At 74.9% G+C, this 24,614-nt stretch carries 20 protein-coding genes; 7 read left to right on the top strand and 13 right to left on the bottom strand.

The window, feature by feature from the left end:
- Window positions 1–122: 122 nt before the first annotated feature.
- The 3 genes from ABD345_RS04460 (at window position 123) to ABD345_RS04450 (ending at window position 2,977) form a co-directional block, all read left to right on the top strand.
- Entirely contained in the window at window positions 123–1,553 is a 1,431-nt protein-coding gene (locus tag ABD345_RS04460) for an APC family permease (RefSeq protein ID WP_344550413.1), read from the top strand.
- Window positions 1,550–2,569 carry an acetamidase/formamidase family protein gene (locus ABD345_RS04455; protein ID WP_344550412.1) on the top strand — a complete coding sequence of 340 codons (1,020 nt, stop codon included), beginning with the start codon at window positions 1,550–1,552 and terminating at the stop codon, window positions 2,567–2,569. Before ABD345_RS04460 ends, ABD345_RS04455 begins: the two co-directional genes overlap by 4 nt.
- Before the next feature lie 81 nt (window positions 2,570–2,650).
- Window positions 2,651–2,977 carry a putative quinol monooxygenase gene (locus ABD345_RS04450; RefSeq protein WP_344550411.1) on the top strand — a complete coding sequence of 109 codons (327 nt, stop codon included), beginning with the start codon at window positions 2,651–2,653 and terminating at the stop codon, window positions 2,975–2,977.
- Window positions 2,978–3,005: 28 nt separating this feature from the next.
- Here the strand turns inward: ABD345_RS04450 and ABD345_RS04445 are convergent, their stop codons facing one another.
- Window positions 3,006–3,980: a TerC family protein gene (locus tag ABD345_RS04445; protein WP_344550410.1), complete on the bottom strand. Its 975-nt coding sequence runs from the start codon at window positions 3,978–3,980 to the stop codon at window positions 3,006–3,008.
- Between the two features lie 220 nt (window positions 3,981–4,200).
- Between ABD345_RS04445 and ABD345_RS04440 the strand changes: the two genes are divergently transcribed.
- Window positions 4,201–5,280 carry a winged helix DNA-binding domain-containing protein gene (locus ABD345_RS04440; protein WP_344550409.1) on the top strand — a complete coding sequence of 360 codons (1,080 nt, stop codon included), beginning with the start codon at window positions 4,201–4,203 and terminating at the stop codon, window positions 5,278–5,280.
- Window positions 5,281–5,390: 110 nt separating this feature from the next.
- Here the strand turns inward: ABD345_RS04440 and ABD345_RS04435 are convergent, their stop codons facing one another.
- The 6 genes from ABD345_RS04435 to ABD345_RS04410 all read right to left on the bottom strand — a co-directional run bounded on the left by ABD345_RS04435 (window position 5,391) and on the right by ABD345_RS04410 (window position 12,466).
- Window positions 5,391–6,926, bottom strand: coding sequence for a PP2C family protein-serine/threonine phosphatase (locus ABD345_RS04435; protein ID WP_344550408.1), 1,536 nt, complete (start codon window positions 6,924–6,926; stop codon window positions 5,391–5,393).
- A 237-nt stretch (window positions 6,927–7,163) separates the two neighbouring features.
- Window positions 7,164–7,886: a hypothetical protein gene (locus ABD345_RS04430; protein ID WP_344550407.1), complete on the bottom strand. Its 723-nt coding sequence runs from the start codon at window positions 7,884–7,886 to the stop codon at window positions 7,164–7,166.
- Window positions 7,883–9,016 carry an NAD(P)/FAD-dependent oxidoreductase gene (locus tag ABD345_RS04425; protein ID WP_344550406.1) on the bottom strand — a complete coding sequence of 378 codons (1,134 nt, stop codon included), beginning with the start codon at window positions 9,014–9,016 and terminating at the stop codon, window positions 7,883–7,885. Before ABD345_RS04425 ends, ABD345_RS04430 begins: the two co-directional genes overlap by 4 nt.
- Before the next feature lie 115 nt (window positions 9,017–9,131).
- The gene (locus ABD345_RS04420) at window positions 9,132–11,123 is read right to left on the bottom strand and encodes a LodA/GoxA family CTQ-dependent oxidase (RefSeq protein WP_344550405.1); all 1,992 of its coding nucleotides are present in this window, start codon (window positions 11,121–11,123) and stop codon (window positions 9,132–9,134) included.
- Between the two features lie 311 nt (window positions 11,124–11,434).
- Window positions 11,435–11,782, bottom strand: a complete 348-nt coding sequence (locus ABD345_RS04415; RefSeq protein WP_344550404.1) for a PRC-barrel domain containing protein — start codon at window positions 11,780–11,782, stop codon at window positions 11,435–11,437.
- A 126-nt stretch (window positions 11,783–11,908) separates the two neighbouring features.
- Window positions 11,909–12,466 carry a MarR family winged helix-turn-helix transcriptional regulator gene (locus tag ABD345_RS04410; RefSeq protein ID WP_344550403.1) on the bottom strand — a complete coding sequence of 186 codons (558 nt, stop codon included), beginning with the start codon at window positions 12,464–12,466 and terminating at the stop codon, window positions 11,909–11,911.
- 47 nt (window positions 12,467–12,513) lie between these two features.
- On the opposite strand from ABD345_RS04410, the gene ABD345_RS04405 reads away from it, so the two are divergent.
- Entirely contained in the window at window positions 12,514–13,479 is a 966-nt protein-coding gene (locus ABD345_RS04405; protein WP_344550402.1) for a DMT family transporter, read from the top strand.
- Here ABD345_RS04405 and ABD345_RS04400 read toward each other — a convergent pair.
- The 3 genes from ABD345_RS04400 to ABD345_RS04390 all read right to left on the bottom strand — a co-directional run bounded on the left by ABD345_RS04400 (window position 13,461) and on the right by ABD345_RS04390 (window position 15,914).
- Entirely contained in the window at window positions 13,461–14,117 is a 657-nt protein-coding gene (locus tag ABD345_RS04400; protein WP_344550401.1) for a hypothetical protein, read from the bottom strand. The genes ABD345_RS04405 and ABD345_RS04400 overlap by 19 nt on opposite strands.
- Before the next feature lie 89 nt (window positions 14,118–14,206).
- A complete protein-coding gene (locus tag ABD345_RS04395) occupies window positions 14,207–15,265 on the bottom strand; it encodes an aldo/keto reductase (RefSeq protein WP_344550400.1) in 1,059 nt (352 codons plus the stop codon).
- Between the two features lie 160 nt (window positions 15,266–15,425).
- Window positions 15,426–15,914, bottom strand: a complete 489-nt coding sequence (locus ABD345_RS04390) for a hypothetical protein (protein ID WP_344550399.1) — start codon at window positions 15,912–15,914, stop codon at window positions 15,426–15,428.
- A gap of 126 nt (window positions 15,915–16,040) precedes the next feature.
- On the opposite strand from ABD345_RS04390, the gene ABD345_RS04385 reads away from it, so the two are divergent.
- Window positions 16,041–16,919, top strand: coding sequence for a helix-turn-helix transcriptional regulator (locus ABD345_RS04385; RefSeq protein WP_344550398.1), 879 nt, complete (start codon window positions 16,041–16,043; stop codon window positions 16,917–16,919).
- Between the two features lie 183 nt (window positions 16,920–17,102).
- Window positions 17,103–20,318 (top strand): penicillin acylase family protein, encoded by a 3,216-nt coding sequence (locus ABD345_RS04380; protein WP_344550397.1) that lies wholly within the window; start codon window positions 17,103–17,105, stop codon window positions 20,316–20,318.
- A 48-nt stretch (window positions 20,319–20,366) separates the two neighbouring features.
- On the opposite strand, the gene ABD345_RS04375 is transcribed toward ABD345_RS04380, so the two are convergent.
- Genes ABD345_RS04375 through ABD345_RS04365 form a run of 3 tightly spaced genes read right to left on the bottom strand, consistent with a single transcriptional unit; the run spans window position 20,367 to window position 24,396 of the window.
- On the bottom strand, window positions 20,367–22,466 hold the full coding sequence (locus ABD345_RS04375) for a dipeptide ABC transporter ATP-binding protein (protein ID WP_344550396.1): 2,100 nt from the start codon (window positions 22,464–22,466) through the stop codon (window positions 20,367–20,369).
- Window positions 22,463–23,416, bottom strand: a complete 954-nt coding sequence (locus tag ABD345_RS04370; RefSeq protein ID WP_344550395.1) for an ABC transporter permease — start codon at window positions 23,414–23,416, stop codon at window positions 22,463–22,465. The genes ABD345_RS04375 and ABD345_RS04370 overlap by 4 nt, the downstream gene beginning before the upstream one ends.
- Complete coding sequence (locus ABD345_RS04365; protein ID WP_344550394.1) at window positions 23,413–24,396, bottom strand: ABC transporter permease; 984 nt, start codon at window positions 24,394–24,396, stop codon at window positions 23,413–23,415. The genes ABD345_RS04370 and ABD345_RS04365 overlap by 4 nt, the downstream gene beginning before the upstream one ends.
- Between the last annotated feature and the right edge of the window lie 218 nt (window positions 24,397–24,614).

Below are 24,614 nucleotides of genomic sequence, written 5' to 3'. Positions count from 1 at the left end.
GGCCGTGCGCCGCCCGCCTTGCCCCGGGCCGTCCCGCACGCCGAGAAAACCCTTCCATATGGAAATACTTGCCCCTACAGTCTCCCCCACACCCGCTGGCCCGCCACGGAGAGGGACCACCCATGGCCGACACACCCGCGCCGCAGGGCATCGAGAGCTACGGCTACCGACAGGAGTTGCGCCGCTCGCTGACCTTCACCGACCTGCTCGTCTACGGGCTGGTGTTCATGGTGCCGATCGCGCCCTTCGGCATCTTCGGCAGCGTCTTCCAGGGCTCCGGCGGCATGGTCGCGCTGGCGTACGTGCTCGGCATGGTGGCGATGGCGTTCACCGCGCTCTCGTACGCCCAGATGTCGCGGGCGTTCCCGATGGCGGGCTCGGTGTACACCTACGCGGGGCGCGGGATCGGCGCGCCGGTGGGCTTCCTGTCGGGGTGGATGATCCTGCTGGACTACGTGCTGGTGCCGGGGCTGCTGTACCTGATCGCCGGGGTGGCGATGAACTCGCTGGTGCCCTCGGTGCCGGTGTGGCTGTGGGTGGTCGGGTTCGTGCTGCTGAACACGGCGGTCAACTACCTGGGCATCGAGACCACCGCCAAGGTCAACAAGGCGGTGCTGGTCGGCGAGTTGGTGGTGCTGGCGCTGTTCGTGGTGGTCGGCGTGGCGGCGCTGGCCGACGGCAAGGGCCGGGGCTTCGACTTCACGCCGCTGTACGACGGGCACACCTTCTCCTGGAGCCTGGTGTTCGGCGCGGTGTCGATCGCGGTGCTCAGCTTCCTCGGCTTCGACGGCATCTCCACCCTCGCGGAGGAGAACCGGGATTCGGCGAGGGCGATCGGCCGGTCGATGGTGGCCGCGCTGCTGCTGGCGGGCACCCTGTTCATCGTGCAGACCTGGGTGGCGTCGCTGCTGGTCACCGATCCGGCCGCGCTGGTGGCGGACGGCGACCCGGACGGCACCGCGTTCTACGACGCGGCGCGCACCGCGGCGGGCGGCTGGCTGGCCACCCTGACGGCCGCCGCGACGGCCGTGGCCTGGGGCTTCGCCAACTCCCTGGTGGCCCAGGCGGCGACGTCCCGGCTGCTGTTCGCGATGGCCCGCGACCGCCAGCTGCCGTCCTTCCTGGCGAAGGTCCACCCGAGGCGCCGGGTGCCGGTGAACGCGACCCTGCTGACCGCCGGGGTCTCGCTGGCCCTGGGCCTGTACATGTCCTCCCGGGACGACGGGATCACGCTGCTCAGCACCCTGGTCAACTTCGGCGCGCTGACCACCTTCCTGGTGCTGCACGTCGCGGTGGTCGTGCACTACCTGGTGCGCAACCGCAGCAGGGACTACTGGCGGCACCTGGCCGCGCCGGTACTGGGCTTCGCGATCCTGGCGTACGTGGTGGTCAACGCGAACATCGCGGCGCAGCGGCTCGGCTTCGTCTGGCTGCTGGTCGGCGCGGTGGTGCTGACCGGACTGGTCGTCACCGGCCGCACCCCGAAGCTGTCCGTCGCCGGGGCCCCCACCGCCGAGAACGCCACCGAGAACACCACCGAGGAGACCCCGTGAGCCTGCCCGAGCCCGTTCGCCTGTCCCCCGGCCCGGAGGACTGGGCCTACACCTTCGGCGGCCGGGCCCCGCTGCTCACCGTCCGGCCCGGCAGCATCGTGGAGCTGACCACCGAGGACTGCTTCGGCGGCAAGGTGCGCGGCGTGGACGACCTGCCCAGCCGGGTGTGCGTGTTCCCGTACCTCAACCCGGTGACCGGGCCGATCGCGGTGGTGGGCGCCGAGCCGGGGGACGTGCTGGCGGTGCACTTCGTGGAGGTCGTCCCGGCCCGGGAGCACGGCTTCTCCAGCACCTTCCCGCACTTCGGGGCGCTGACGGCCACCCACCAGACGGCGATGCTGCACCCGGCGCTGGAGGAGCGGGTCTGGGTGTACGAGCTGGACGTGGCGGCGGGCCGGTGCCACTTCCGGGCCCGCAGCGGCGACTTCACCGTCGCGCTGCCGCTGGACCCGATGCACGGCACGGTCGGGGTGGCCCCGGCCGCGGGCGAGGTGCTGGCCTCGATCACGCCGGGCGCGCACGGCGGCAACCTGGACACCCCCGAGATGCGGGCCGGGACCACCGCGTACTTCGGCGTGAACGTGGCCGGCGGGCTGCTGGCGATCGGCGACGGGCACGCCCGGCAGGGCGAGGGCGAGGTGTGCGGGACGGCGGTGGAGGCGGCGATGCGCACCACCGTGATCGTCGACCTGGTGAAGGGCGGCGGCCCGGCCTGGCCCCGGCTGGAGAACGACGACTTCCTGATCAGCACCGGTTCGGCCCGTCCGCTGGAGGACGCGTTCCGGATCAGCCAGCACGACCTGGTCGGCTGGACGGCCGACCTGCTGGGCCTGGACCAGTTGGACGCCTACCAGTTGGTCAGCCAGGCCGGGCTGGCCCCGGCGGCGAACGTCTGCGACACCAACTACACGATGGTCGCCAAGCTGCCGAAGTCCGTGCTGGGCCGGGCCCGGGCGTACGACGGCCTGCACGGGCGGCTGCGGGCGGCCGCGGCGGCGTACCTGCGGAGCCGGTGACGCGGCGCACCGCGCCGATCTGCGATCGTTGCAGGTGAAGGCGCGCGAGCGCGCGCGAACCACCGTCGAGGAGCAGCAGTCGTGATCTTCATCGCCGTCAAGTTCACCGTCCGGCCCGAGTACAGCGCCGGCTGGATCGAGCGGGTCGAGGAGTTCACCTCCTCGACCCGCGCCGAGGAGGGCAACGTCTTCTTCGAGTGGTCCCGCAGCGTCGACGACCCGCACCAGTACGTGCTGCTGGAGGCGTTCCGGGACGGCGAGGCGGGCGCCCGGCACGTCGAGTCGGAGCACTTCAAGACCGCGATGGCCTGGATGCCGGACTTCATCTCCCGGACCCCGGAGATCGTCAACGTCGAGGTCCCCGGCACCGGTTGGAGCGCGATGGCCGAGCTCAGCCCGCGCGGCTGAACCCTAGGGGCCGGTGCCTGACCGCGGGTCAGGCGCCGGCCGCCCGGTCCTGCCCCCGGTCCTGCTTCCGGGAGGCCAGCAGGCTGGCGACGGTGGTGACCGCCAGCACCACCACGATGAAGGCCAGCGAGAATGCGATGCTGATCTCCGGCACGTGCACGCCGCTCTCGTGCAGGGCGTGCAGGATCAGCTTGACGCCGATGAAGCCGAGGATCACCGACAGGCCGTAGGAGAGGTAGACCAGCCTGGTCAGCAGGCCGCCGATCAGGAAGTAGAGCTGGCGCAGGCCCATCAGCGCGAAGGCGTTGGCGGTGAAGACGATGTACGCGTCCTGGGTCAGGCCGAAGATCGCCGGGATCGAGTCGAGGGCGAACAGCATGTCGGTGGTGCCGATGGCCAGCATCACGGTCGTCATCGGCGTCATCAGCCGCCTGCCGTCGATCCGGACGAACAGCTTGGTGCCGTGGTACTCGTCGGTGGACGGGACGCGCTTCTTGATCAGCCGCAGCAGCCGCCCCTCCTCGAACTCCTCCTCGGTCTTGTCCTGCCCGGCCTCCTTGACCAGCTTGACGGCCGTCCAGACCAGGAACGCGCCGAAGAGGTAGAACACCCAGGAGAACTTGGCGACCAGCGCGGCGCCGCCCGCGATGAAGACGCCGCGCAGCACCAGGGCGATGATCACCCCGAACATCAGCACCCACTGCTGGTAGATCTTCGGCACCGCGAACTTGCCCATGATCAGGATGAACACGAACAGGTTGTCCACGCTGAGCGACTTCTCCGTGACGTACCCGGCGAAGAACTCCACCGCGGGCTTCGAGCCGCCGTACCACCAGACGAAGCCGCCGAACAGGCCGGCCAGCACCACCCACACGGTGGTCCAGATCCCGGCCTCCTTGATCGAGACCTCGTGCGGCTTGCGGCCGCCGATGAAGAAGTCGGCCACGATCAGCGCGACCAGCACCGCGATGGTGCCTGCCCACAGCCCTGCGGACACGTCCATGACTGCTCCTCGTCGGCCCCGGGGAGGGGCGTTTCGGCGCGGGAAGCACCATCCTGACCGCCGAAGATCGATCCGCCCGCGCGACACACCCGCAGGGCCCGACCGTCCCGCCGCCGCGCTCGCCCGCTTCCGGTGAGCCGTGAATTGCGGACGGGAAGTGACCGCTGCGGCCCGTAGCGTGGCGGGCAGACCCACGATCCGACGGGAGAACCCGCGCCGCATGAACGACGTACTGTCCGTCCGCACCCTGAACCGGACGCTGCTCGAACGGCAGTTCCTCACCGAACGGACCGGGCTCGGCGCGGCGGAGGTGGTGGACCGGCTGGTCGCGCTCCAGGCGCAGGAGCCGAACTGGCCCTACCTCGGCCTGTGGGCGCGGATCGAGGACTTCCGGCGCGAGGAGCTGGCGGCGCTGCTCGCCGACGGGCGGGTGGTGCGCTCGGCCTCGCTGCGCAGCACCCAGCACCTGTCCGGCGGCGCGGACTTCGGGCAGTGGCGGCCGCTGCTCCAGCCGGTGCTGGACCGGACCTCGCGGTCCCGGTACTTCGCCCCCGCCACCGACGGCCTCGACCTGGACGAACTCGCCGATGCCGGACGGGAGTTGCTGGCCGGCCGGACACTGTCCCGACAGACCCTCGCCACCGGGCTGGCCACCCGCTACCCGGGCCGGGACGGCAGACTGCTGGCGGGCGCGGTGCAACTGCGGGTGCCGGTGCTGCACGGACCGGACAGCGCCGCCTGGGGCGGCTGGGGCACCCGGGCGAACACCTCGCTGGCACTCGCCGAACTGCGGCCCGGCGAGCTGTCGGCGGGCACGGCGGTGCTGCGCTACCTGGCGGCGTTCGGCCCCGCCGGGGTGAAGGACTTCCAGAGCTGGTCCGGGCTGACCCGGATGCGGGCGGTGTTCGAGGAGCTGCGCCCCCGGCTGCGGGTGCACCGCGACGAGCGCGGCACCGAGCTGTTCGACCTGCCGGACGCGGTGCTCGCCGACCCGGCCCGCCCCGTCCCGGTGCGGTTCCTGCCCGCGTACGACAACCTGCTGCTCGGGCACGCCGACCGCACCCGGGTGCTCGCCGACGCGGACCGGCCGCGGGTGCTACCGGGCGCGGCCCGGGTCCTGCCGACCTTCCTGCTGGACGGTTTCGTCGCGGGCACCTGGACGGTCAGCGGCCCGGAGCTGCTGGTCCGCCCGTTCCGCCCGCTGCCGGGTCCGGCCGCCGGGGAGGTGGCGGCGGAGGCCGAACGACTGGCGGCGTTCCTCGGACCGGACCAGCGGGTGGTGCTCGAGCCCGGAACCTGACCCGACGTCGATCCGGCCCCGCCGCAAGGAGAGTGGCGCCCCCACCAACGCGCGGACGGCCAGCGCCCCTCGGGCCCGGGCAGCGCTCGAACCCATCGCCTGACGCTCCGTCAATCCAGTGTCGCGGCGAGGACGGTGACGTCGTCCCGGCGCCAGTCCAGGCCGAAGCGCTCGGCCTCGGCGTGCAGGGCGCGGACCGCCTCGGCGGGGGTGGCGCCGGCGGGCAGCGCGGCCAGCAGCTCGGCGATCCGCCGTTCGCCGAACTCGCCGCCGGGGCCGCGTCCTTCGGTCAGGCCGTCGGTGCACAGCAGCAGCAGGTCGCCCGGGTGGAAGGGGGTGCTGCGCTCGGTCCAGGTGTCGGCGTCGGGCTCGATCAGCGGGTGCAGCAGCGGGCCGGTGGGGGCGAGCCGTTCGACGGTGCCGTCGGCGCGGCGCAGGAAGGGCCGTTCGTGTCCGGCGTTCAGCCAGCCGAGGCGGCCGGTGCGCGGGTCGAGGCGGGCCAGCACCAGGGTGCTGAAGTGCTCGTCGTCCGGGTCGAGGGTGTGCCAGGCGGCGCGGACGGCCGCGGCCGGGTCGGCGGCGGTGCGCAGGGCGCCGCGCAGCGCGCACTTGAGCTGGACGGCGAGCAGCGCGGCCTCGACGCCGTGCCCGGAGACGTCGCCGAGCAGCAGCGCGGTGGAGCCGTCGGGCAGCGCGAGCACGCCGAGGTAGTCGCCGGCCAGCAGCCCCTCGGCGGCGACCAGTTCGCCGTGCGCGGTGACGCCGGGGCCGGAGCGGTGCCGGGAGGCGAGGATCGCACCGAGGCCCTGGACGCAGGGCCCGTTCTGGACCAGCGCCTGGTGGTCGCGGTGGGCCTGCCGCTGGGCGGTGCGCAGCCGTCCGCGCAGGGTGTCGGCGGCGTGGGCGAGCCGGTTGAGCGCGGCGGGGGCGGGGCCGTCGGCGGCCGGGGGGCCGGCGGCCGGGGCGTCCTGGCGCAGCCGCTGTTCGATCCCGGCCAGCGGGGTGAGCAGGCGGCGGGTGATCTGGCGGGCGGTCAGTCCGGCCAGCACGACCAGGCCGCCGCACAGCAGGAGCAGGTAGAGCAGCACGGCCCGGCCTTCCCGGGTGGCGTCGGCGGTGGCGTGGTGGGCCTCGGCGGCGAGCTGGCCGCCGAGCCGGTCGGCGTGCCGGTGGACGGCCGGGTAGCCGTCCCCGTCGGCGCCGGCCGCGCTGGTGCCGTCGACGTCGGTGCCGGCGGCGCCGCAGGCGGCGAGCGCGGCGGCCCGGTCCTCGGCGGGCAGGCCGTCCAGCCAGCCGGTGGTGGCGCGGTCGAAGTCCGCGGTGCTGGCGGCGAGTTGCGGGTGGTACGCGGTGAGGGTGCGCAGTTCCGGGAGCCGCTGGGCGAGGCGGCCGCGGGCGTCGGTACGCAGCGTTTCGGCCTGGGCGCCGTCCTCGGCCAGGCAGGCGCTGCGGGCGTCGCCGACCGCGGTCCGGGCCTGGGCGAGGGCGCTCTGGGCGGGACGGATCCGCTGCTCCAACTGCCGGACGGTGCTCTCGTGGCGCTCGTTGACCAGGTAGCCGCCGACCGCGGAGGCCCCGGCGACCAGCGCGGACAGCGACAGGACGAGGGCGGGCAGCGACGGGGGCCCGACGGTGCGCAGCGGCATGACGGTTCTGCTTCCTCCCCCCGCGGACTCCCCACGGACTTCTCCGGCGACTTCTCCGGCCTCGGACCCACCCGGCCTCGGGCTCTCCCCGGCCCTGGACTCTCCCCGGCCCCGGGCCCGCCCCGGAACGGCGGCGCCCGGCGGGGCCGCTCCCCCTTCCAGCCTGCCCGCCCCCGCGCCCCCGGTCACCGGGGCTTTCGTCCCTGGCGGCCGGGGGCGGAGGTCAGCGCGGAGCGGTCACTGCGCGTTCAGCGAGGTGTTGTTCCACCAGCCCTGGCGGCCGACGGTGAACGAGACGGCGCGGTCGCCGATCCCCGCCTCGTAGCGGGCGCCGGGGGTCAGCGGGCTCTTCGGGGCGGCGCCGTGCGGGTCCTTGACCGAGGGCACGGTGAGCGTCGCGGCGGGGGCCAGGTCGGCGGGCTGGAAGCCCTGCGGGTCGACGGTGGTGATCACCTCGTCCCAGTTGGGGGCGCCGGCCAGGGCGTGGGTGAGGTGGATCTCGTCGCCCCGGCCGAAGACCAGTTCGGTCAGGAAGTCGGGGTAGCCGGCGTCGGCCACCAGCGGCCGGTAGTGGACCACGTCCTCCTTGCGGCTGCTGACGTCGACGGCCGGGAGCAGCGGGGTGAAGGTGCGCCGGCCCTCGGCGTCGACGGTGACCCGCTCCAGCTCGACGGGGAGCGAGGTGCGGGTGCCGTCGACGAGTTCCTGGAGCGGCCAGTGGCCCTCGGTGAACAGCGAGTAGTAGACCTGCTGGTCCTCGTGGGCGGCGAGGTCGTCGAGGTAGGTGGTGCGCAGCCGGTCGTCCAGGCCGAAGGCGGTGATCAGCTGGAAGGCGTGGATCGGGACGTGGTAGAGGCCCAGGTGGTAGCTGAAGACCGTCTTCTTGCCGATCAGCAGGAAGCGGTGGCCGTGCCGGTCGCCGGTGGCGCTGAGGGTGTCGGGCAGGGGTCCGGTGCTCATGCGGGTGTCTCCTCGGGTGTCGTGGTGCGGTGTCTGCGCTGCCAGAACGGCCGGTCGGACCAGCGCCGTTCGGCGGCGTAGTGTGCGCGGTGGTTGCGCAGGTGTGCCTCCCGGACGGCGGCCACCGTCCGGGCGTACTCCCCCGGTGCCCCCCGGTCTCCCCCCAGCCGGGCGTGCACGGCCTGCCCGGCCCGCAGGCCGGTGAACAGGGCGGTCAGGATGCCCTGCGAGGACAGCGGGTCGAACGCGACGGCCGCGTCCCCGGCCGCGACCCAGCCCTCCCCGTGCACGGCGTCCAGCTCCGCACCGTGCGCGGGCGCCCGCCTCGGCACCCCGGCGGCGGGCCACGGGTGTGCGGCGGCCAGCGGGCCGACGTACCGGGTGGCGGCGAGGGCCCGCCGGAAAGCCTCCGGGCCGGCCGACCGGGAGCCGCTCCTCCCGGTCTGCCCGGCGAGGGTGTCGGCGTCGGTGTACCAGGCGAGCAGGCGCCGCCCGGCGGGCAGCGGTGCGGTGTACCACCAGCCGTCGGGGGCGGACTCGACGGTGGTCGTGGTGTCGGCGCCCGGCGGTTCGGCGGGGCCGAGGGTGAGGTGGACGGCGACCAGCCGGTCCCGGGTCAGGATCCGGGCCCCGCAGGACCGGGCGAGGGCCGCCCGGCGGCCGGTCGCGTCGACCAGCCAGCGGCAGTCCACCGTCCGCCGTCCGCTCCCGCGCAGTTCGACCGTCCAGCCGCCGTCCGGGGTCCGGGCCAGCGGGCGCACGGTGGTGCGGTCGGCGAACCGGACGCCCTGGGCGAGGGCGCACTCGCGCAACCGGCGGTCGAAGCGCGGACGGTCGAGGTGCCAGCCGTGGCCGTGCGGATCGAGGATGCTGTCCGCCGAGCCCAGCAACGCGCTGCCCCAGGCCGAGCGGTTGGCCAGGCACGGCAGGTGACCGTCCGCCAGCACCCGCTCCGCGCCCAGGTCCCGCAGCAGCACCCGGGCCGCGGCGGGCAGCGCCTCCCCCACCGACCCCGGCCCGCGTCCGGCCTCCACCAGCAGCACCGCCCGCCCGGCCCGCGCCAGCACCGAAGCCGCCGCCACCCCGGCCGGCCCGCCCCCGGCCACCACCACCTCGTACCGCCCGCTCACCGTCCCCCCGCCCCACCCGCCACCAGGACCTCCCCCACCGACCCCGCCGCGCCCCCTCCGCCCCCCGGCATCCCGGGCACCAGGCTCATGCCGTCCCCCACCGACCCCGCCGCGCTCACTCCGTCCCGTCCACGGGCTTCGCGCCGCCGCCGTTCGCGGACTCCTCGCCGAACGGGTCCAGCTTGTCGATGTAGCCGACGGTGATCTCCTCCGTGGAGTAGCCGGTGTGGGTGGCCGCGGCGGCGAGGAGGCCGGAGTGGGGGGCGGTGTCGAGGGTGGTCTCGGGGACGTGCAGGGTGACGCGGTTGCGGTCGGGGGAGACGCCTTCGAGCGGGAAGCCGGGGGTGGACTCGACCTGGAGGACCTCGGGGAAGCGGCCGTCGCCGACGGTGTACCGCCGGGTCTCGACGATGCCGAAGTCGTGCCACTCCTTCACCGCCTGGGCGAGCTGCTCCTTGTACTCGCCGCGCAGCCCGCGCAGCCAGGAGGCCCGGCGGGCGAAGGCGTCCTCGCGCTCCTCCTCGGTGGGGGTGCCGCCGTCCTCCTTGTTGACGATCCGGAAGTCCTCCTCGGTGAGCACGTGGTTGGGCACCCGGGCGGGCCAGAAGGTGGGGACGTGCGGGTCGTAGCGGACGCTGGGCAGGGCGATCGACTCGTAGCCGGAGCGGCAGCTGGCGGTGTCGGTCTGCCAGGGGATGGCCATCCAGCGGGTGAGGTCGCCGGGGCCCTGGGCGTGCAGCGGGCCGTCGGCGGCGAGGGCCTGGCGGTCGGTGAGTTCGGGGCCGTAGTCGGGTTCGTCCTGGCCGTCGGGGCGGTGCAGGATGCGGTAGGGCTCCTGGTACATGGTGGTGTGGCGGATCGGCCAGGTGACTTCGCAGCCGGGGTGGAAGGCGTCGGCGAGGCAGAAGTCGAGGGCGGCGCGGTCGAGCAGGCCGGGCTGGTCGGCGACGGGGGCGTCCTCCAGGCGGTGCGGGAAGCCGGGCCAGGGGGTGGTGTCGAACTCGCCCTTGGCCCAGGCGGCGAGGTGGGCGATCTGGGTGTCGGAGAGGGTCATGTACTGGAGGGCGGACTTGGGCCTGCTGGCCATCGCGTCGCCGTAGAACCAGGGCCAGGGCTGCGGGGAGAGGCCGTCGCGGGCGTGGTCGCGGATCGCGATCCAGACCTGGCGGCGCAGTTCGCGGTTGCGGTCGGCGGTGCTGCCGAGGCGGGCGAGCATCGCGGGGGCGAGGAAGTCCTGGGGGCCGCCGAAGCCGTAGTGGGCGGCGAAGCCGTTGTTGACCCACTGGAGTTCGTGGAAGCGCCGGAGGATCGGCAGGACGTCGCGCTCGAAGTTGACCGCGGGGTCGGGCGGGACGGTGCCCTGCTGGAGGAAGAGGTCGTGCAGCAGGTCCCACAGGGTGCGCAGGGTCTTGACGTCGGGGGCGTAGTTGGGCGGGGCGACGGCGACCCAGGCGCCCTCGACCGGGACGTTGCGGCCGCCGAGGGTGAGGGTGGCGGTGACCGGGCCGTCCGAAGTGTCGTCGTACCAGCCGTCGTTGTTGCCGAAGGAGTGCAGCTCCTCGCCGTTCGGGGCGCCGGAGGTGCCGGTGCCGCCGAGGAGGACGAGCCGGCCGTGGTCGTCGGTGTGCATCCGGCCGAGCGGGACGTCGACGCCGAGGAAGGTGCCGCCGGTGAACTCGACCTGGTCGCCGGTGCCGGCCCGCAGGGTCTTGCGGCCGGGGTCGATGACGAGCCGGGCGCGGTCGGTCTGCTTGGGGTTGCGGCGGGCGGACTTCATGCCCTGCATGTCGGGGATGTCGAAGGCCAGGTCGAAGTTGTACCAGGCGGACTTCCGGTTGGCGACGTGCACGGCCCACTCGATCTCCACCCCGGCCTCGGCGGTGGTGAGTTCGCGCACCACCCGGCCCCGGGCGTCGTAGCCGTAGATCCGGAACCGGGCGGCCTGGCGCTTGATCGCGCCGGTGTCGTCCTTGTGGGCGCCGGGGGTGACGGGTTCGGGGGCGGGGGTCTCGGGTCCGTAGAACCAGCCGTCGGGGTGGGCGCTGTTGCCCAGCCGGGCCAGCCCGATGGCGGGGTGGATCTTCGCGTAGGAGATGTCGTCGGTCATCGCGCTCGACGTCCTTTCCGCCGCACCGGGCGGGCGCGGGGCCGGACTGCGGCGGCCCGCGCACCAGGGGCCCCCGGTACGGGAGTTGGCGGGTGAGGGGGCGTCTGACGCCCCGTCGCCCACCATGGCAGATCGAGTACGACCGATCCGGCCGGGAACCTCCACCGCGCCGCACCGTCAGCCGAACGAGTGACGCTCCACGGCGGGGCCGCGCCGCGACGCGACGCCCCGGATCGCCCGGGTCCGCCGGACGCGCCGCAGCGCCCCGTCCGCCGACGGGGCGCTGCGGCGCGTCCGAGCTGGTGGGCCGGTCACAGGCCGGTGCCGTAGTAGCCGCCGACGCCGCGCCGGTAGTCGCTGTCCATGGCGTGCGACTCGCGGTGGTACTCCGGGGCGCTCTTGATCTCCTCCTTGGGGCGGTCGACCCAGACGGTCTTGGCCTCCTCGTCGATGCGCCGGATGACGCCCGCCGGGAGCAGCACCTCGCGGCCGAAGATCCACGGGCCGGTGTCGACCACCACGTAGCCGTCCTCGGCCTCGTAGGAGTGCTTGTCGACCTTGCCGATGTGGCCGTCGGTGGCTTCGACCCGGTAACCGGTCAGGTCGACGCCCGGGTTGTAGCCCTCGGCCTTCTCGTAACCCCACATGCCGTCGCTCACAACTGCCTCCTTGTCGAGGGGAGTTCGTCGTTCTGCGGTCCGGCTGCCCGGTTTCGGCCGGGGCATGCGCGGCTTTTCGGCGGATTCGGGCCGGAACGCGCTCAGCCCGCTCGGACCGGACCGCGCTCAGCCGGTCGACGCGGCACCGGGCGCAGCTCCGGGCGCGGTGCCGTCGGCGGGTTCGAGCCGGGCCAGCCAGCCGGTGAGCAGGGCCTCCAGTTGGGCGGCCTCGGCGGGGGTGAGGGCGGCCAGGAGTTCGTGCTCGTTGCGGATGTGGTCGGTGAAGGCGCGGTCGATCAGTTCGCGCCCGGCCGGGGTGAGGGCGACGACCCGGCCGCGCCGGTCCTCGGCGGCGGCGCGGCGGGTGACCAGTCCGGCCCGTTCCAGGCGGTCGATGCGCTTGGTGACGGCCCCGGTGGTGACCATGGTGTGCGCGGCGAGTTCGCCGGGGGCGCGCTCGTACGGGGCCCCGGCCCGGCGCAGTGCGGCGAGCACGTCGAACTCGCCCTCGCCCAGGTCGTAGCGGGCGTAGACGGCGCACAGTTCGTGGGTGAGCAGGGTGGCGACCCGGTGCAGGCGGCCGATCACGCCCTGCGGGGCGACGTCCAGGTCCGGGCGTTCGCGGCGCCAGACGGCCTGGATCCGGGCGACGTGGTCGGGTGGCCGCTGGGCCGGCTGCTCCATGGCACCAGCATAGCCCGGTGTTTTCCATGGAAGCTATATTGTCTTCCATGGAAGCTGTTCTCCGGTGGGGCGCGCTGACCGCCCTCGCCCCGGTCGCCTGGGGCGCCAACTACTACGTCACCCACCACTACCTGCCCGCCGGCGCCCCGCTCTGGGGCGCCGTCCTGCGCGCCCTGCCCGCCGGCCTCCTGCTGCTCGCCGCTGCCCGGCGGCTGCCGCGCGGCGCCTGGTGGTGGCGCTCGGCCGTGCTCGGCGCGCTGAACACCGCCGCCTTCTTCGTCCTGGTCTACCTGGCCTCGCAGTGGCTCCCGGCGGGCACCGCCGCCATGGTGATGGCCCTCTCCCCGCTCGCCCTGATGCTCTGCGCCTGGCTGCTGGCCGGCCGGCGCCCGCTGCCCGCCCAACTCGCGGGCGGCGTGGTCGGCGTCGGCGGCGCGGCCCTGATGCTCGCGGGCGGCACCGGCCCGGCCGGGCCCGCCGGACTGCTCGCCGCGCTGGGCGCCCTGCTGGTCTCCTCGGTCGGCTACGTGCTCACCGCCCGCTGGACGACCCCGACCCCGGACGGGGGCGGCGCCCCGACCCCGGACGGGGACGCCACCCCGGGCGTACTGGCCTCCACCGCCTGGCAGTTGACGCTCGGCGGACTGCTCCTGCTACCGGTGGCGGCCCTCGCCGAAGGGCCGCCGCCCGCACTGGACGGCGGGGCCGTGCTCGCCTTCGGCTACAGCTCGCTGGTCGCCACCGCGCTGGCCTTCCTGGTCTGGTTCACCGGACTGCGCCGCCTGCCCGCCGCCACCGTCGGCCTGATCGGCCTGCTCAACCCCGTCACCGGCGTCCTGCTCGGCGCGGCCCTGGGCGGCGAGCACCCGGGCCCGGCCCAGTACGCCGGCATGGCCCTGGTCCTGGCGAGCATCGCCCTCGGCCGGCCCGGGCCCCGACTCCGGCCCCGCGCACACGTCCGTCCCCGGCGGGCGGGGCGGCGGTCGGACCAGGGTCAGTCCATGACGCTGTAGCCCAGCCTGCGGGCCTGCTCGGCGACGGCTTCGTAGCCTGCGGAGGGGGCGAGCGAGGCGACCGTCCCGCGGGTCAGCGGGGCGCCTGCCATGACCGCCGCCACCGCGTCCCGGTCGACGGAACGTTCGAGGTACTCCTCGGTGTGGCTCACGTAGGCTTCCGGGCTTCCGTCCACGACGAGGTCGAACAGCCAGTCGGCGCCGTCCGACTCGTCGTCGGCGAACTCCACCGGCCCGCACCGCCACCCGGTGTCACCGCTCTCGCGCCAGGCGCACACCGTGGCGTCGAAGAACCCCTCGAACCGGAACTCCGGCGCCTCCGGGTAGTGCGCGAGCGGGGTGGGCAGGCCGTCGAGCAGGCCGGGCCAGTGCGCGCGGTCCTGCTCCCGCCACGGAGTGGCGTCGCTCTCGTGGTCGAAGCCGTAGAGGAACACTCCGGCCGGGTCGAACACGATCGCGTACTGGTCGCCCGAGCCGTTGTCCATGCAGGCCAGATCCACGCCGTCCCGCCAGCCGGGTACGAACGTGTGCATGGGGCCGTACGGGTCGAGGATGGTGTCGAGCAGCGCGATCGCCCGGCAACGGGCGAGCAGGGCAGCGGGTTCGGGCAACGAGGACACCAGTTCACGGGCGGTCATGCCGCACATTCAACAGCGCACCGCCGACACCGCCGCCCGCGGGCCGAGCGGGTCGGGGCGGGCCCGCGCTCCGGCCCCGACCGCCGGGTTCACGGGCGGACCGGGCCGCCGCCCGCGCCGGTCGCGGTGAGCGCGGCGGCGATCGCGTCCAGGTCGTCGCCGGTCAGCCTCAGGTCGGCGGCGGCGATCCAGCCGTCGACCTGTTCGGGGCGGCGGGCGCCGACGATCGCGCCGGTGACGCCGGGCCAGTGCAGCGTCCAGGCGAGGGCGACGGCGGCGACCGTGGTGGCGTGCGCCTCGGCGATCGGGCGCAGCGCGTCGACCAGGGCGAGGTTGGCGGGCAGGGCGGTGGTGAAGTCCGGGGCGCCCTTGCGCCAGTCGTCGGCGGGCAGGGCCGCGACCCGTTCGGGGCTGAAGGTGCCGGTCAGCAGTCCGGAGTGCAGCGGCTGGTAGACGATCGAGCCGGTGCCGTGGGCGTGCGCCCAGGCCAGTTCGGGGGCGGCGTGCCGGTGCAGCAGGCTGAACTGCGGCTGGACGGCGTCCACGTGCGCGACCGCTTCGGCGGCGGTCAGCTGGGCGGCGTCGTGGTTGGACAGCGCGATCGCCCGGACCTTGCCCTCGGCCTTGAGTGCGGCCAGCGTCGCCCAGTACTCCTCCAGCGCGGTGGCGTGCCGGGCGGTGGTCGCCGGGTCCTGGTCGGGGCCGAAGGTGAGCAGTGCGCCGTCGCCGGGCCAGTGCGCCTGGTAGAGGTCGATCCGTTCGACGCCGAGGCGGCGCAGCGAGCCCTCCAGTTCGGCCCGGATGCTGGCGGGCTTGAGCAGTTTGCGCGGGGCGGCGAACGGGTCGGGCTCGTCCCAGACCAGGCCGGCCTTGGTGAAGACGTACGGGCGGTCGGCTTCCGGGAGGGCGGCGAGGGCCTTGCCGACGACCTCCTCGGAGTGGCCGAGGCCGTAGGCGGGGGCGGTGTCGATCCAGTTGATCCCGGCGGCGACGGCCCGGTGGACGGTGGCGATCGAGTCGGCGTCGTCCTGCGGTCCCCAGGAGAAGCTCCAGCCGCTCCCGCCGATCGCCCAGGCGCCGAAGCCGAGCCGGGTGACGTGCAGGTCGGTGCCGCCGAGCGGGGTGGTGGGCAGGGCGTTCGCGGTCATGCGGGTCCTCGCGTTCGGGTCTCGGGTCGCGGTGCGCCGCCGTCCGTCCGGCGGCGCCCGACCCATCGTCGCGGCCCGCCCCGCCCGTACCCAGGGCCCTGCTCGTCCCCGGTACCGCCGAACCCGGGTCTGCCGGAACCCCCTTCGCCGCCGGGGCCGGTCAGTCCGCGGCGGCGGGCGGGGGCCGGTGGGCGTCGACCAGGCGGGCCGGGACGGCGAGGGTGGAGAGCCGGCCCCCGGCGGCGGCGGGGCGCAGGTCGGCGGGGGCGGTGAACGGGCCGGTGACGATGACCAGGGTGCCGTGGGCGCGCAGCGCGCGGGCCCATTCGCGGGCGGCCGTGAGCGGCCCGTCGTACCAGGGTTGCCCGTCGGGGCGGGTGACGACCAGTCGGGTGCCGTCGAAGGCCGCGGACCAGTCCCGGCGCAGTTCGGGCGGGGCGCCCGGGCCGCTCCAGCCGTCGCCGGCGGGGGCGGGGCGTCCCGGGGCCGCCGGGGCGACCAGCACCGGGCGGTGATCGGCCATCAGTTCGGCCCAGGGCTCCCACACCCGTCCGCCACCGCCACCGCCACCGCCACCGCCACCGACCAGCTCCACCTGGTGCCCCTCCCGCCCGCGGCCGCCGCGCCGCCGGTCCGGCGGGTGGTCCACGACCGGTTTCGGAGCCCGGCCGGATCCGGATGGATCGGCGGCGCGCCGAATTCCGCGGGGCTCCGGGCTCCGGGCGCCGAGCACCGGGCACCGGGCCCGTACGGGGCAGCGCCTAGGATCGTGGCCATGAACCGACGAGCCGACCTCGGTGCCTTCCTGCGGTCCCGGCGTGCCCGGATCCGGCCGGAGGAGGCGGGGCTGCGGTCCTTCGGCGAGCGCCGCCGGGTGCCCGGGCTGCGCCGTGAGGAGCTGGCGCAGCTGGCGGGGGTGAGCGTCGACTACTACACCCGGTTCGAGCAGGGCCGGGCGGAGAACGTCTCGGACGCGGTGGTGGACGCGGTGGCTTCGGCGCTGCGGCTGGACGCGGTGGAGACCGGCCACCTGCACCGGCTGGTGCGCCCGGCCGGCGCGGGTGGCCGGCCGGCGCCCGCCCAGCGGGTGCGGCCCGGGCTGCGCCGGCTGATGGACTCGATGCCGCACACCCCGGCGTACGTGGTCGGGCGGCGCACCGACGTGCTGGCCTGGAACGCGCCGATGGCCGCGATGATGGTCGACTTCGCCGCGCTGCCCGCCGGGCGGCTGAACAAGGCGTGGCTGGTGTTCTGCCACGAGGAGTTGCGCGGCCGCTTCGTCGACTGGGAGGCCAAGGCCCGCGACGTCGTCGGCTACCTGCGGCTGGACCACGGCCGCCACCCGGAGGATCCGGCCTACCCGGCGCTGATCGGTGAACTGTCGGACGCCAGCCCGGAGTTCGGGCGGCTGTGGGAGCAGCAGGAGATCCGCGAGAAGACCCACGGCAGCTACCGCCTGCGCCACCCGGCGGTCGGCGGGTTCACCGTCGCCTACGAGAGCCTGACCCTGCCCGGCGACCCCGACCAGACCCTGGTGACGTACACCGCCGAGGAGGGTTCCCCCTCGCAGGCGGCCCTGCGCCTGCTCGCCGAGCGGCGGCCCGTCCCGGTCGGGTCCGGGTCCGGCTCCGGGTCCGGGTCCGCCCGCTCCTGACGCTCCGCGGCCGCCCGCTCACCTCCCCGCGCGTTCCGGCCCCTCCCGACGGGCCGTCAACTCGCGTTCATGACAGCCGGATGACAGTTCCGTGGCGGTGCCCGCGCACCCCCTACCCGGGGGTCACTTCGCGGACTAACGTGCGGCCGGACTTCCGATACCCCCTGTCAGGAAGAGGCCCAGGTGCCCGCTGCTCCCGTCCCGCGCCGAACGCGTTCGGCGTTCGTCGCCCTGCTCTCCTCCGCCGCGCTGCTGCTCGGCGCGCTCACCGCCCAGCCGGCCGGCGCGGCCGCCGCCGGGCCCGCCCCGACCGCCGGGGACCCGTGCCTGGGCCAGTGCCAGGACATCCTGACGGCCGGGGAGAACGGCCACGCCACGCTGGCCGGGATCCTGCTGCACCAGAGCGTGGGCACCCGGCCGGCGCACTCGGCGGACCAGGTCGACGAGTACGACGCGCTGCTGCACGACTACAGCGGCCTGACGCCGGACCAGCTCTCCGCGTACTTCAACGACGCCTCGTTCGGGGTGCCCGCCGGGCAGGTGGAGAGCACCACCACGCCGCGCACCGGGGTGACCATCACCCGGGACAAGGCGACCGGGACGCCGCACGTCAAGGGCGTCACCCGCTCCGACACCGAGTTCGGCGCCGGGTACGCGGCCGGGCAGGACCGGCTCTGGCTGATCGACGTGCTGCGGCACGTGGGCCGCGGGCAGCTGTCCTCGTTCGCGGGCGGCGCGGCGGGCAACCGGGCGCTGGAACAGAGCCTGTGGGCGGTGGCCCCGTACACCGAGGCGGACCTGCAGCAGCAGATCGACCGGGTGAAGGCGTCCGGCCCGCGCGGCGCGCAGGCCTGGCAGGACGTGCAGGACTACGTGGCGGGCCTGAACGCCTTCGCCGCGGCCGACGTCGCCGCCAACAACTACCCGGGCGAGTACGTGCTGACCGGGCACGGCTCGACCATCGAACCGTTCACGGCCACCGACGTGGTGGCGATCTCCTCGGTGATCGGGGCGATCTTCGGCGGCGGTGGCGGCGGCGAGGTCGGCAACGCGCTGGCCCGGATCGCGCTGCGCCAGCAGTACGGCACCGAGGCGGGCGACCGGGCGTACGCGGCCTGGCGGGCCGAGGACGACCCGGAGGCGACGGCCACCGTGCACGACGGCACCGCCTTCCCGTACGCGGCCTCGCCCGCGAACCCGGTGGGCACCGCGCTGCCGGACCCGGGCTCGGTCACCGAGGTCCCCCACACCGCCAACGGCACCGGGACGGCGGCGGTCGCGAGCACCTCGACGAGCGCCGCGAGCACCTCGACGAGCGCCGAGGGCGTGCTGCCCGCCGACCTGATCACCGCGAAGAAGGGCATGTCGAACGCCCTGCTGGTGTCGGGCGCGCACACCGCCTCCGGGCACCCGATCGCCGTGTACGGCCCGCAGACCGGCTACTACGCGCCGCAGATCCTGATGGTGCAGGAGCTGGACGGCCCGGGCCTGCGCAGCCGGGGCGCGTCCTTCCCGGGGCTGAGCTTCTACGTGGAGATCGGCCGCGGCCTGGACTACTCGTGGAGCGCGACCTCCGCCAACCAGGACATCACCGACACCTTCGCCGTCGACCTGTGCGAGCCGGGCGGCGGCACGCCGTCCACCTCCTCGCGCGGCTACCTGCTGGACGGCGTCTGCACCCCGTTCGAGCAGCTGACCAAGCACAACGCCTGGCAGCCGAGCACCGCGGACTCCACCGCGGCGGGCGCCTACGACCTGGTGACGCTGCGTTCGGCGTACGGCCTGGTCACCCACACCGGGAAGGTCGGCGGGCGGCCGGTGGCGTACACCGCGCTGCGCTCCACCTACCGGCACGAGGTGGACTCGGTGATCGGCTTCCAGCAGTTCAACGACCCGGCGGCGATCACCTCGGCGGCGGCCTTCCAGCGCGCCGCGCAGGACATCGGCTACACCTTCAACTGGTTCTACGCGGACGCCGACCACACCGCGTACTACAACTCCGGCACCGAGCCGCTGCGCGCCGCCGGCACCGACCCGGACCTGCCGATCCTCGCCCAGGGCGGCTACACCTGGCAGGGCTGGGACAAGGCCGCCAACACCTCCGCGGTCGAGCCGCCGGCCCGGCACGCGCAGTCCACCGACCAGGACTACTACGTCAGTTGGAACAACAAGCAGGCGCCGGGCTTCACCTCCGCCTGGGGCAACGGCGCCGTCCACCGGGCCGACCTGCTGGACACCCGGGTGAAGGCGCTGACGCAGCGCGGCGGCGTCACCCGCACCGACCTGGTCAAGGCGATGGAGGACGCCGCCAACGTCGACCTGCGGGCCGATCGGGTGCTGCCCGAACTGCTCGCGGTGCTGGACTCGGCGCCGGTCACCGACCCGGCCGCGGCCGCCGCGGTCACCAAGCTGCGGGCCTGGGCGGCGGGCGGCTCGCACCGGCGCGAGGCCACCAAGGGCGCGGGGGTGTACACCGACGCGGAGGCGATCCGGATCCTGGACGCCTGGTGGCCGCTGCTGGTCGAGGGCGAGTTCCGGCCCGGCCTGGGCGACGGGCCGTGGCGGGCGCTGACCGCCGTCGCCCCGATCAACGAGACGCCCTCGGGCGGGCAGTTGGGTGGGACGTCCGGCGGCGACGACATCGCGGCGGGCCAGGCACACAAGGGCTCGTCCTTCCAGCACGGCTGGTGGTCGTACGTGGACAAGGACCTGCGCGCGGTGCTCGGCCGGCCGGTCTCCGGCCCGCTGGACCGGGCGTACTGCGGCGGCGGCGCGCTCGGCGCCTGCCGGCAGGTGCTGCTGACCACGCTGACCCAGGCGGTGGCGACCCCGGCGACCACCACGTACCCGGCGGACAAGTACTGCGCGGCGGGCGACCAGCTGTGCGCCGACTCGATCGTGCACCGGGCGATGGGCGGCATCACCGTCCCGCGGATCGCCTGGCAGAACCGGCCCACCTACCAGCAGGTGGTGGAGTTCCCGGCCCGCCGCACCGACGACCTGACCAACCTGGCCCGCGGCGCCACCGCGACCGCCTCCGACTACCAGGACGCGATCGTGGTGGCCTACCCGCCCAAGCAGGCCGTCGACGGCGACGCCGGCACCCGCTGGGCCTCCAAGACGGTGGCCACCGCCTGGCTGAACGTCGACCTGGGCGGCGTCCGCAAGGTCGGCCGGGTGGTGCTGGACTGGTCCGACCAGTACGCGACCGCCTACCGGATCGACGTCTCCACCGACGGCGCCTCCTGGCGGACCGTCTACTCCACCACCACCGACGGCGGCGGCCTGGAGAACCGCTCCTTCACCCCGACCGACGCCCGGCACGTCCGGGTGGTGATGCTGGCGCGCGGCACCGACAACCGCTACTCGCTGGACGAGGTCGGGATCTACGGGAAGTGACCGGCCGTCGGGCCCCGGGCGCTGGTGCCCGGGGCCCGACGCGTTCCCTCAGCCCGGATGGTCCGGGTCGTCCGGGTCGTCCGGGTGGTCCGGGTGGTCCGGGTGGTGGCAGGCGGCGGTGTGGTCGGTCCCCGGGGCCGCGGGCCGGGCGGCGGGCGCCTCGGTGGCGCAGCGCTCGCGCCGCTCGGGGGCGAGGGCGGCGTGGACGGGGCAGCGGGCCCGGAAGGGGCAGCCGGGGTGGCGCTCGGCCGGGGAGGGCGGGTCGCCCGCCAGCAGCAGGCGGGGGCGGGCCCGTTCGGCGGCCGGGTCGGGGAGCGGGACGGCGGCCAGCAGGGCCCGGGTGTAGGGGTGGCGGGGGCGGGTGAAGACCTCCTCGGCGGCGCCGGTCTCGACGGTGCGGCCGAGGTACATCACGGCGACCCGGTCGGCGAGGTGGCGCACCACCGACAGGTCGTGGGAGACGAACAGGTAGGCCAGCCCGAGTTCGGCCTTGAGCCGTTGGAGCAGGTTGAGCACGCCGGCCTGGACCGAGACGTCGAGGGCGGAGACGGGTTCGTCCAGCACCAGCAGGTCGGGGCGGACGGCGAGGGCGCGGGCGATGGAGATCCGCTGGCGCTGGCCGCCGGAGAACTCGTGCGGGTAGCGGTCGGCGTGCGCGGGGTCGAGGCCGACCTGGCGCAGCAGTTCGGGGACGCGGCGGCGGGCCTCGGCCTTGGGGGTGCGCCGGGCGAGCAGCGGTTCGGCCAGCACGTCGCCGACCGGCATCCGCGGGTCGAGGGAGGCCGCCGGGTCCTGGAAGACGATCTGGACGCGGGAGCGCAGCCGTCGGACGGCGGCCCGGTCGAGGGCGGCGGTGTCCTGGCCGAGGAGCTCGATCCGGCCGCCCTGCGGGGCCGCCAGCCGCAGGATCTCGTACAGGGTGGTGGACTTGCCGGAGCCGGACTCGCCGACCAGGCCGAGCGTCTCGCCCCGCCGGATGTCGAGGTCGACGCCGTCGACGGCGTGCACCTCGCCCGCCCGGCGGCGCAGCAGGCCGCCGCGGCGGCGGGGGAAGCTGCGGGTGAGGCCGCGGACGGCGAGGACGCTGTCGCGGGCGGCGCGCGGGCGGGGGACGGCGGCGGGCGGGGCCGGGACGGGGTAGACCTCGGCGGGGGCGGGCCGGGTGGCGGCGAGGTGGTCGGCGCGGACGCAGGCGGCGCGGTGCCCACCGGTGCCGGCCAGCGGGGGTTCGGCGGTGCGGCAGCGGTCCTCGGCGAGCGGGCAGCGGTCGGCGAAGGCGCAGCCGGGGCCGGCGGGTTCACCGGCGGCGGGCGGCCGGCCGGGGATCGGGACGAGCGGGCCGCCGCGGCCGTCGAGCCGGGGGACGGCGCCGATCAGGCCGAGGGTGTAGGGGTGGCGGGGCGCGGCGAACAGTTCGTCGACGGGGGCGGTCTCGACGATCCGTCCGGCGTACATGACGGCGACCCGGTCGGCGCTGCCCGCGATCACCCCGAGGTCGTGGCTGACCAGGAGGAGGGCGGCGCCGCTCTCCCGCCGGGCGGTGCGCAGCACGTCGAGGACCTGGGCCTGGATGGTGACGTCGAGGGCGGTGGTGGGTTCGTCGGCGAGCAGCACGTCGGGTTCGTTGGCCACCGCCATGGCGATCACGGCGCGTTGGCGCATGCCGCCGGAGAACTCGTGCGGGAAGGCGTCCAGGGCGCGGGCCGGGTCGGGGATGCCGACCAGGTCGAGGAGGTCGGCGGCGCGCTTGCGGGCGGCGGCGCGGCCGACGTCCTGGTGGATCCGGACGGCTTCGGCGATCTGGTCGCCGATCCGGTGGACGGGGGTGAAGGCGGACAGCGGGTCCTGGAAGACCATGGCGATGCGGCGGCCGCGGACGGCGGCGAGCTGCCGGGCGGGCAGGCCGAGCAGTTCGCGGCCGTCCAGCCGGACGGAGCCGCCGGTGCGGGCGGTGGCGGGCAGCAGGCCGAGGACGGCGAGCGCGGTGACGGACTTGCCGGAGCCGGACTCGCCGACCAGGCCGAGCGTCTCGCCGCGGTGCAGGTCGAGGTCGACGCCGCGGACCGCCGGGTGGCCGTCGAAGTCGACGGTGAGGTCGCGGACGGTGAGCAGCGGGGTGGTGGGCGGGGTGCTGGGCGGGGTGTTCACGGGCTGCTCCGGCGCGGCGGGGTGGTGGAACGGCGGCGGGGGCGGTGGCGCCCGGCGGCGGCCGTCGGGTCGAGGGCGTCGCGCAGGCCGTCGCCGACCAGGTTGACGGCGAGCACGAACAGCACGAGCAGTCCGGCGGCGAAGTAGAACAGCCAGGGGAAGACGGGCGCGTCGGCGGCTCCGGCGGCCAGCAGGGTGCCGAGCGAGACGTCGGGCGGGCGGACGCCGAAGCCGAAGTAGGAGAGGGCGGCCTCGCTCATCACGGCGCCGCCGACGGTCACGGTGGCGTCGATGATCAGGAAGGAGGAGACGTTCGGCAGCACGTGCCGCCAGATGATCCGGAACGGTCCGACGCCCATGTACCGGGCGGCGGCGACGAATTCGCGCTCGCGCAGCGAGCGGGTCATCGAGCGGACCACCCGGGCGGTGACCATCCAGTTGAAGACGGCGAGCAGCAGCACGAAGGCGATCCAGCCGCTGCCGCGCAGCCGCGGCGAGAGCACCGCGATCACCAGGAAGGCGGGGAAGATCAGCAGCAGGTCGACCAGGAAGGTCAGCACCCGGTCGGTCCAGCCGCCGAAGTACCCGGCGCAGGCGCCGACCAGCGAGGCCAGTCCGGTGGAGAGGACGGCCACCAGCAGTCCGATCACCAGGGACTTCTGCAGGCCGCGGACGGTCTGCGCGAACACGTCCTGGCCGAGCCCGTTGGTGCCGAACCAGTGCGTGCCGGACGGGGGTTGGCGCAGGCTGCCGTAGTCGGGGGCGGCGTAGTCCCAGGGCGTCAGGTAGGGCCCGGCGAAGGCCAGCAGGAACAGCAGGACCAGCACGGCCAGCCCGAGCACCGCCCCGCGCGAGGCCCTCAGCCGGGCGGCGGCCAGCCGCACCCGCCCGCGCGGCGCGGCCGGCTCCTCGGCCGGTTGCCGGGCGGCGGCGGCGAGTTCGGCGCTCATCCGGTCCGCACCCGGGGGTCGAGCGCGGCGTGCAGGGCGTCGGCGAGGAAGCCGGCGGCGAGGACCACCACGGCGGCGAAGAGGTTGACCGCGGCCACCGAGTTGACGTCCTGCTCGTTGACGGCCTGGATGAACCACTCGCCCATGCCGTGCCAGCCGAAGATGGTCTCGGTGAAGGCGGCGCCGGTGAACAGGCCGAGGAAGGCGTAGGCGAACATCGTGGTCATCGGGATGATCGCGGTGCGCAGGCCGTGCTTGAGCAGGGCGCGGCCGCGGGTGAGCCCCTTGGCCTCGGCGGTGCGCAGGTAGTCGGCGCCGAGCACGTCGAGCATGGTGGCGCGCTGGTAGCGGCTGTAGGTGGCGAGGCCGCCGAGGGCGAGCGAGAGGGTGGGCAGCAGCAGGTGCAGTCCCCAGTCGGCGAGGTGGGTGCCGATCCCGCCGGCCAGGTTGGGCGTCTCGTAGCCGGTGAACGGGATCACCTCGTGCCCGGCGGCGGTCTTGGCGGCGATCGCGCCGTTCTTGAGCAGCAGGGCGAGCAGGAAGACGGGGGTGGAGAGCAGCACGAAGGAGAGCACGGTCAGCGCCCGGTCGGAGAGCCGGTACTGGCGCACCGCGCTCCAGGCCCCGGCGGCGACGCCGAGCAGCATGCCGAGCAGGCTGCCGACCAGCAGCAGCCGCAGCGAGACCCAGATCCGGCGGCCGAACTCGTCGTTGACGGCGGTGCCGTGGATGGTGCGGCCGAGGTCGCCGTGCAGCAGGCCGTTCGCCCAGGTGCCGAAGCGTTCGACCACGGGGGTGCGGTCGTTGAGGTTGAGCGCGGTCAGCTGCCGGTCCACGGAGGCGGCGGAGGGGCGCGGCTGTCTGGCCTCGAAGTAGGAGCGGGGGCCGAGCGCGGTGCCGGTGAGGGCGTACGAGAGGAACACCGCTGCGGTCAGCAGGGCGGCGTAGTAGCCGAGCCGCCCCGCGAGGTATCGCGTCACGGCCTGCCCCCGGTGTGGTTCGCACACCTCTGGAACATGGTCATTTGCCTTCGCTAGTACGGGTTTTGACGCACTTTCGCGCAGCAGTTGTACGCCACGCCGGGCGGTCCGTCCAGGCCCGCCGGGTCGGCGGGTCCGTCCGGTCCGGTGAACCCGCTGGTCACAGCTGACCAGACGGGTACGGACGGCGTGTTGCGGCGGTGTTGCGCCGGGTTTCG

It is taken from the genome of Kitasatospora saccharophila, from assembly GCF_039529925.1.
GTDB lineage: Bacteria > Actinomycetota > Actinomycetes > Streptomycetales > Streptomycetaceae > Kitasatospora > Kitasatospora saccharophila.
Note: the sequence above shows the minus strand (reverse complement) of the source record. Positions and strands in the feature narration are given on the sequence as shown.

Bases quoted from the DNA above. Each gene is read 5' to 3' on its own strand.
- ABD345_RS04460 (WP_344550413.1), top strand. From the start codon at position 123: ATGGCCGACACACCCGCGCCGCAGGGCATCGAGAGCTACGGCTACCGA.
- ABD345_RS04445 (WP_344550410.1), bottom strand. From the start codon at position 3,980: ATGGACGTGTCCGCAGGGCTGTGGGCAGGCACCATCGCGGTGCTGGTC.
- ABD345_RS04440 (WP_344550409.1), top strand. From the start codon at position 4,201: ATGAACGACGTACTGTCCGTCCGCACCCTGAACCGGACGCTGCTCGAA.
- ABD345_RS04435 (WP_344550408.1), bottom strand. From the start codon at position 6,926: ATGCCGCTGCGCACCGTCGGGCCCCCGTCGCTGCCCGCCCTCGTCCTG.
- ABD345_RS04430 (WP_344550407.1), bottom strand. From the start codon at position 7,886: ATGAGCACCGGACCCCTGCCCGACACCCTCAGCGCCACCGGCGACCGG.
- ABD345_RS04420 (WP_344550405.1), bottom strand. From the start codon at position 11,123: ATGACCGACGACATCTCCTACGCGAAGATCCACCCCGCCATCGGGCTG.
- ABD345_RS04410 (WP_344550403.1), bottom strand. From the start codon at position 12,466: ATGGAGCAGCCGGCCCAGCGGCCACCCGACCACGTCGCCCGGATCCAG.
- ABD345_RS04405 (WP_344550402.1), top strand. From the start codon at position 12,514: ATGGAAGCTGTTCTCCGGTGGGGCGCGCTGACCGCCCTCGCCCCGGTC.
- ABD345_RS04400 (WP_344550401.1), bottom strand. From the start codon at position 14,117: ATGACCGCCCGTGAACTGGTGTCCTCGTTGCCCGAACCCGCTGCCCTG.
- ABD345_RS04395 (WP_344550400.1), bottom strand. From the start codon at position 15,265: ATGACCGCGAACGCCCTGCCCACCACCCCGCTCGGCGGCACCGACCTG.
- ABD345_RS04385 (WP_344550398.1), top strand. From the start codon at position 16,041: ATGAACCGACGAGCCGACCTCGGTGCCTTCCTGCGGTCCCGGCGTGCC.
- ABD345_RS04370 (WP_344550395.1), bottom strand. From the start codon at position 23,416: ATGAGCGCCGAACTCGCCGCCGCCGCCCGGCAACCGGCCGAGGAGCCG.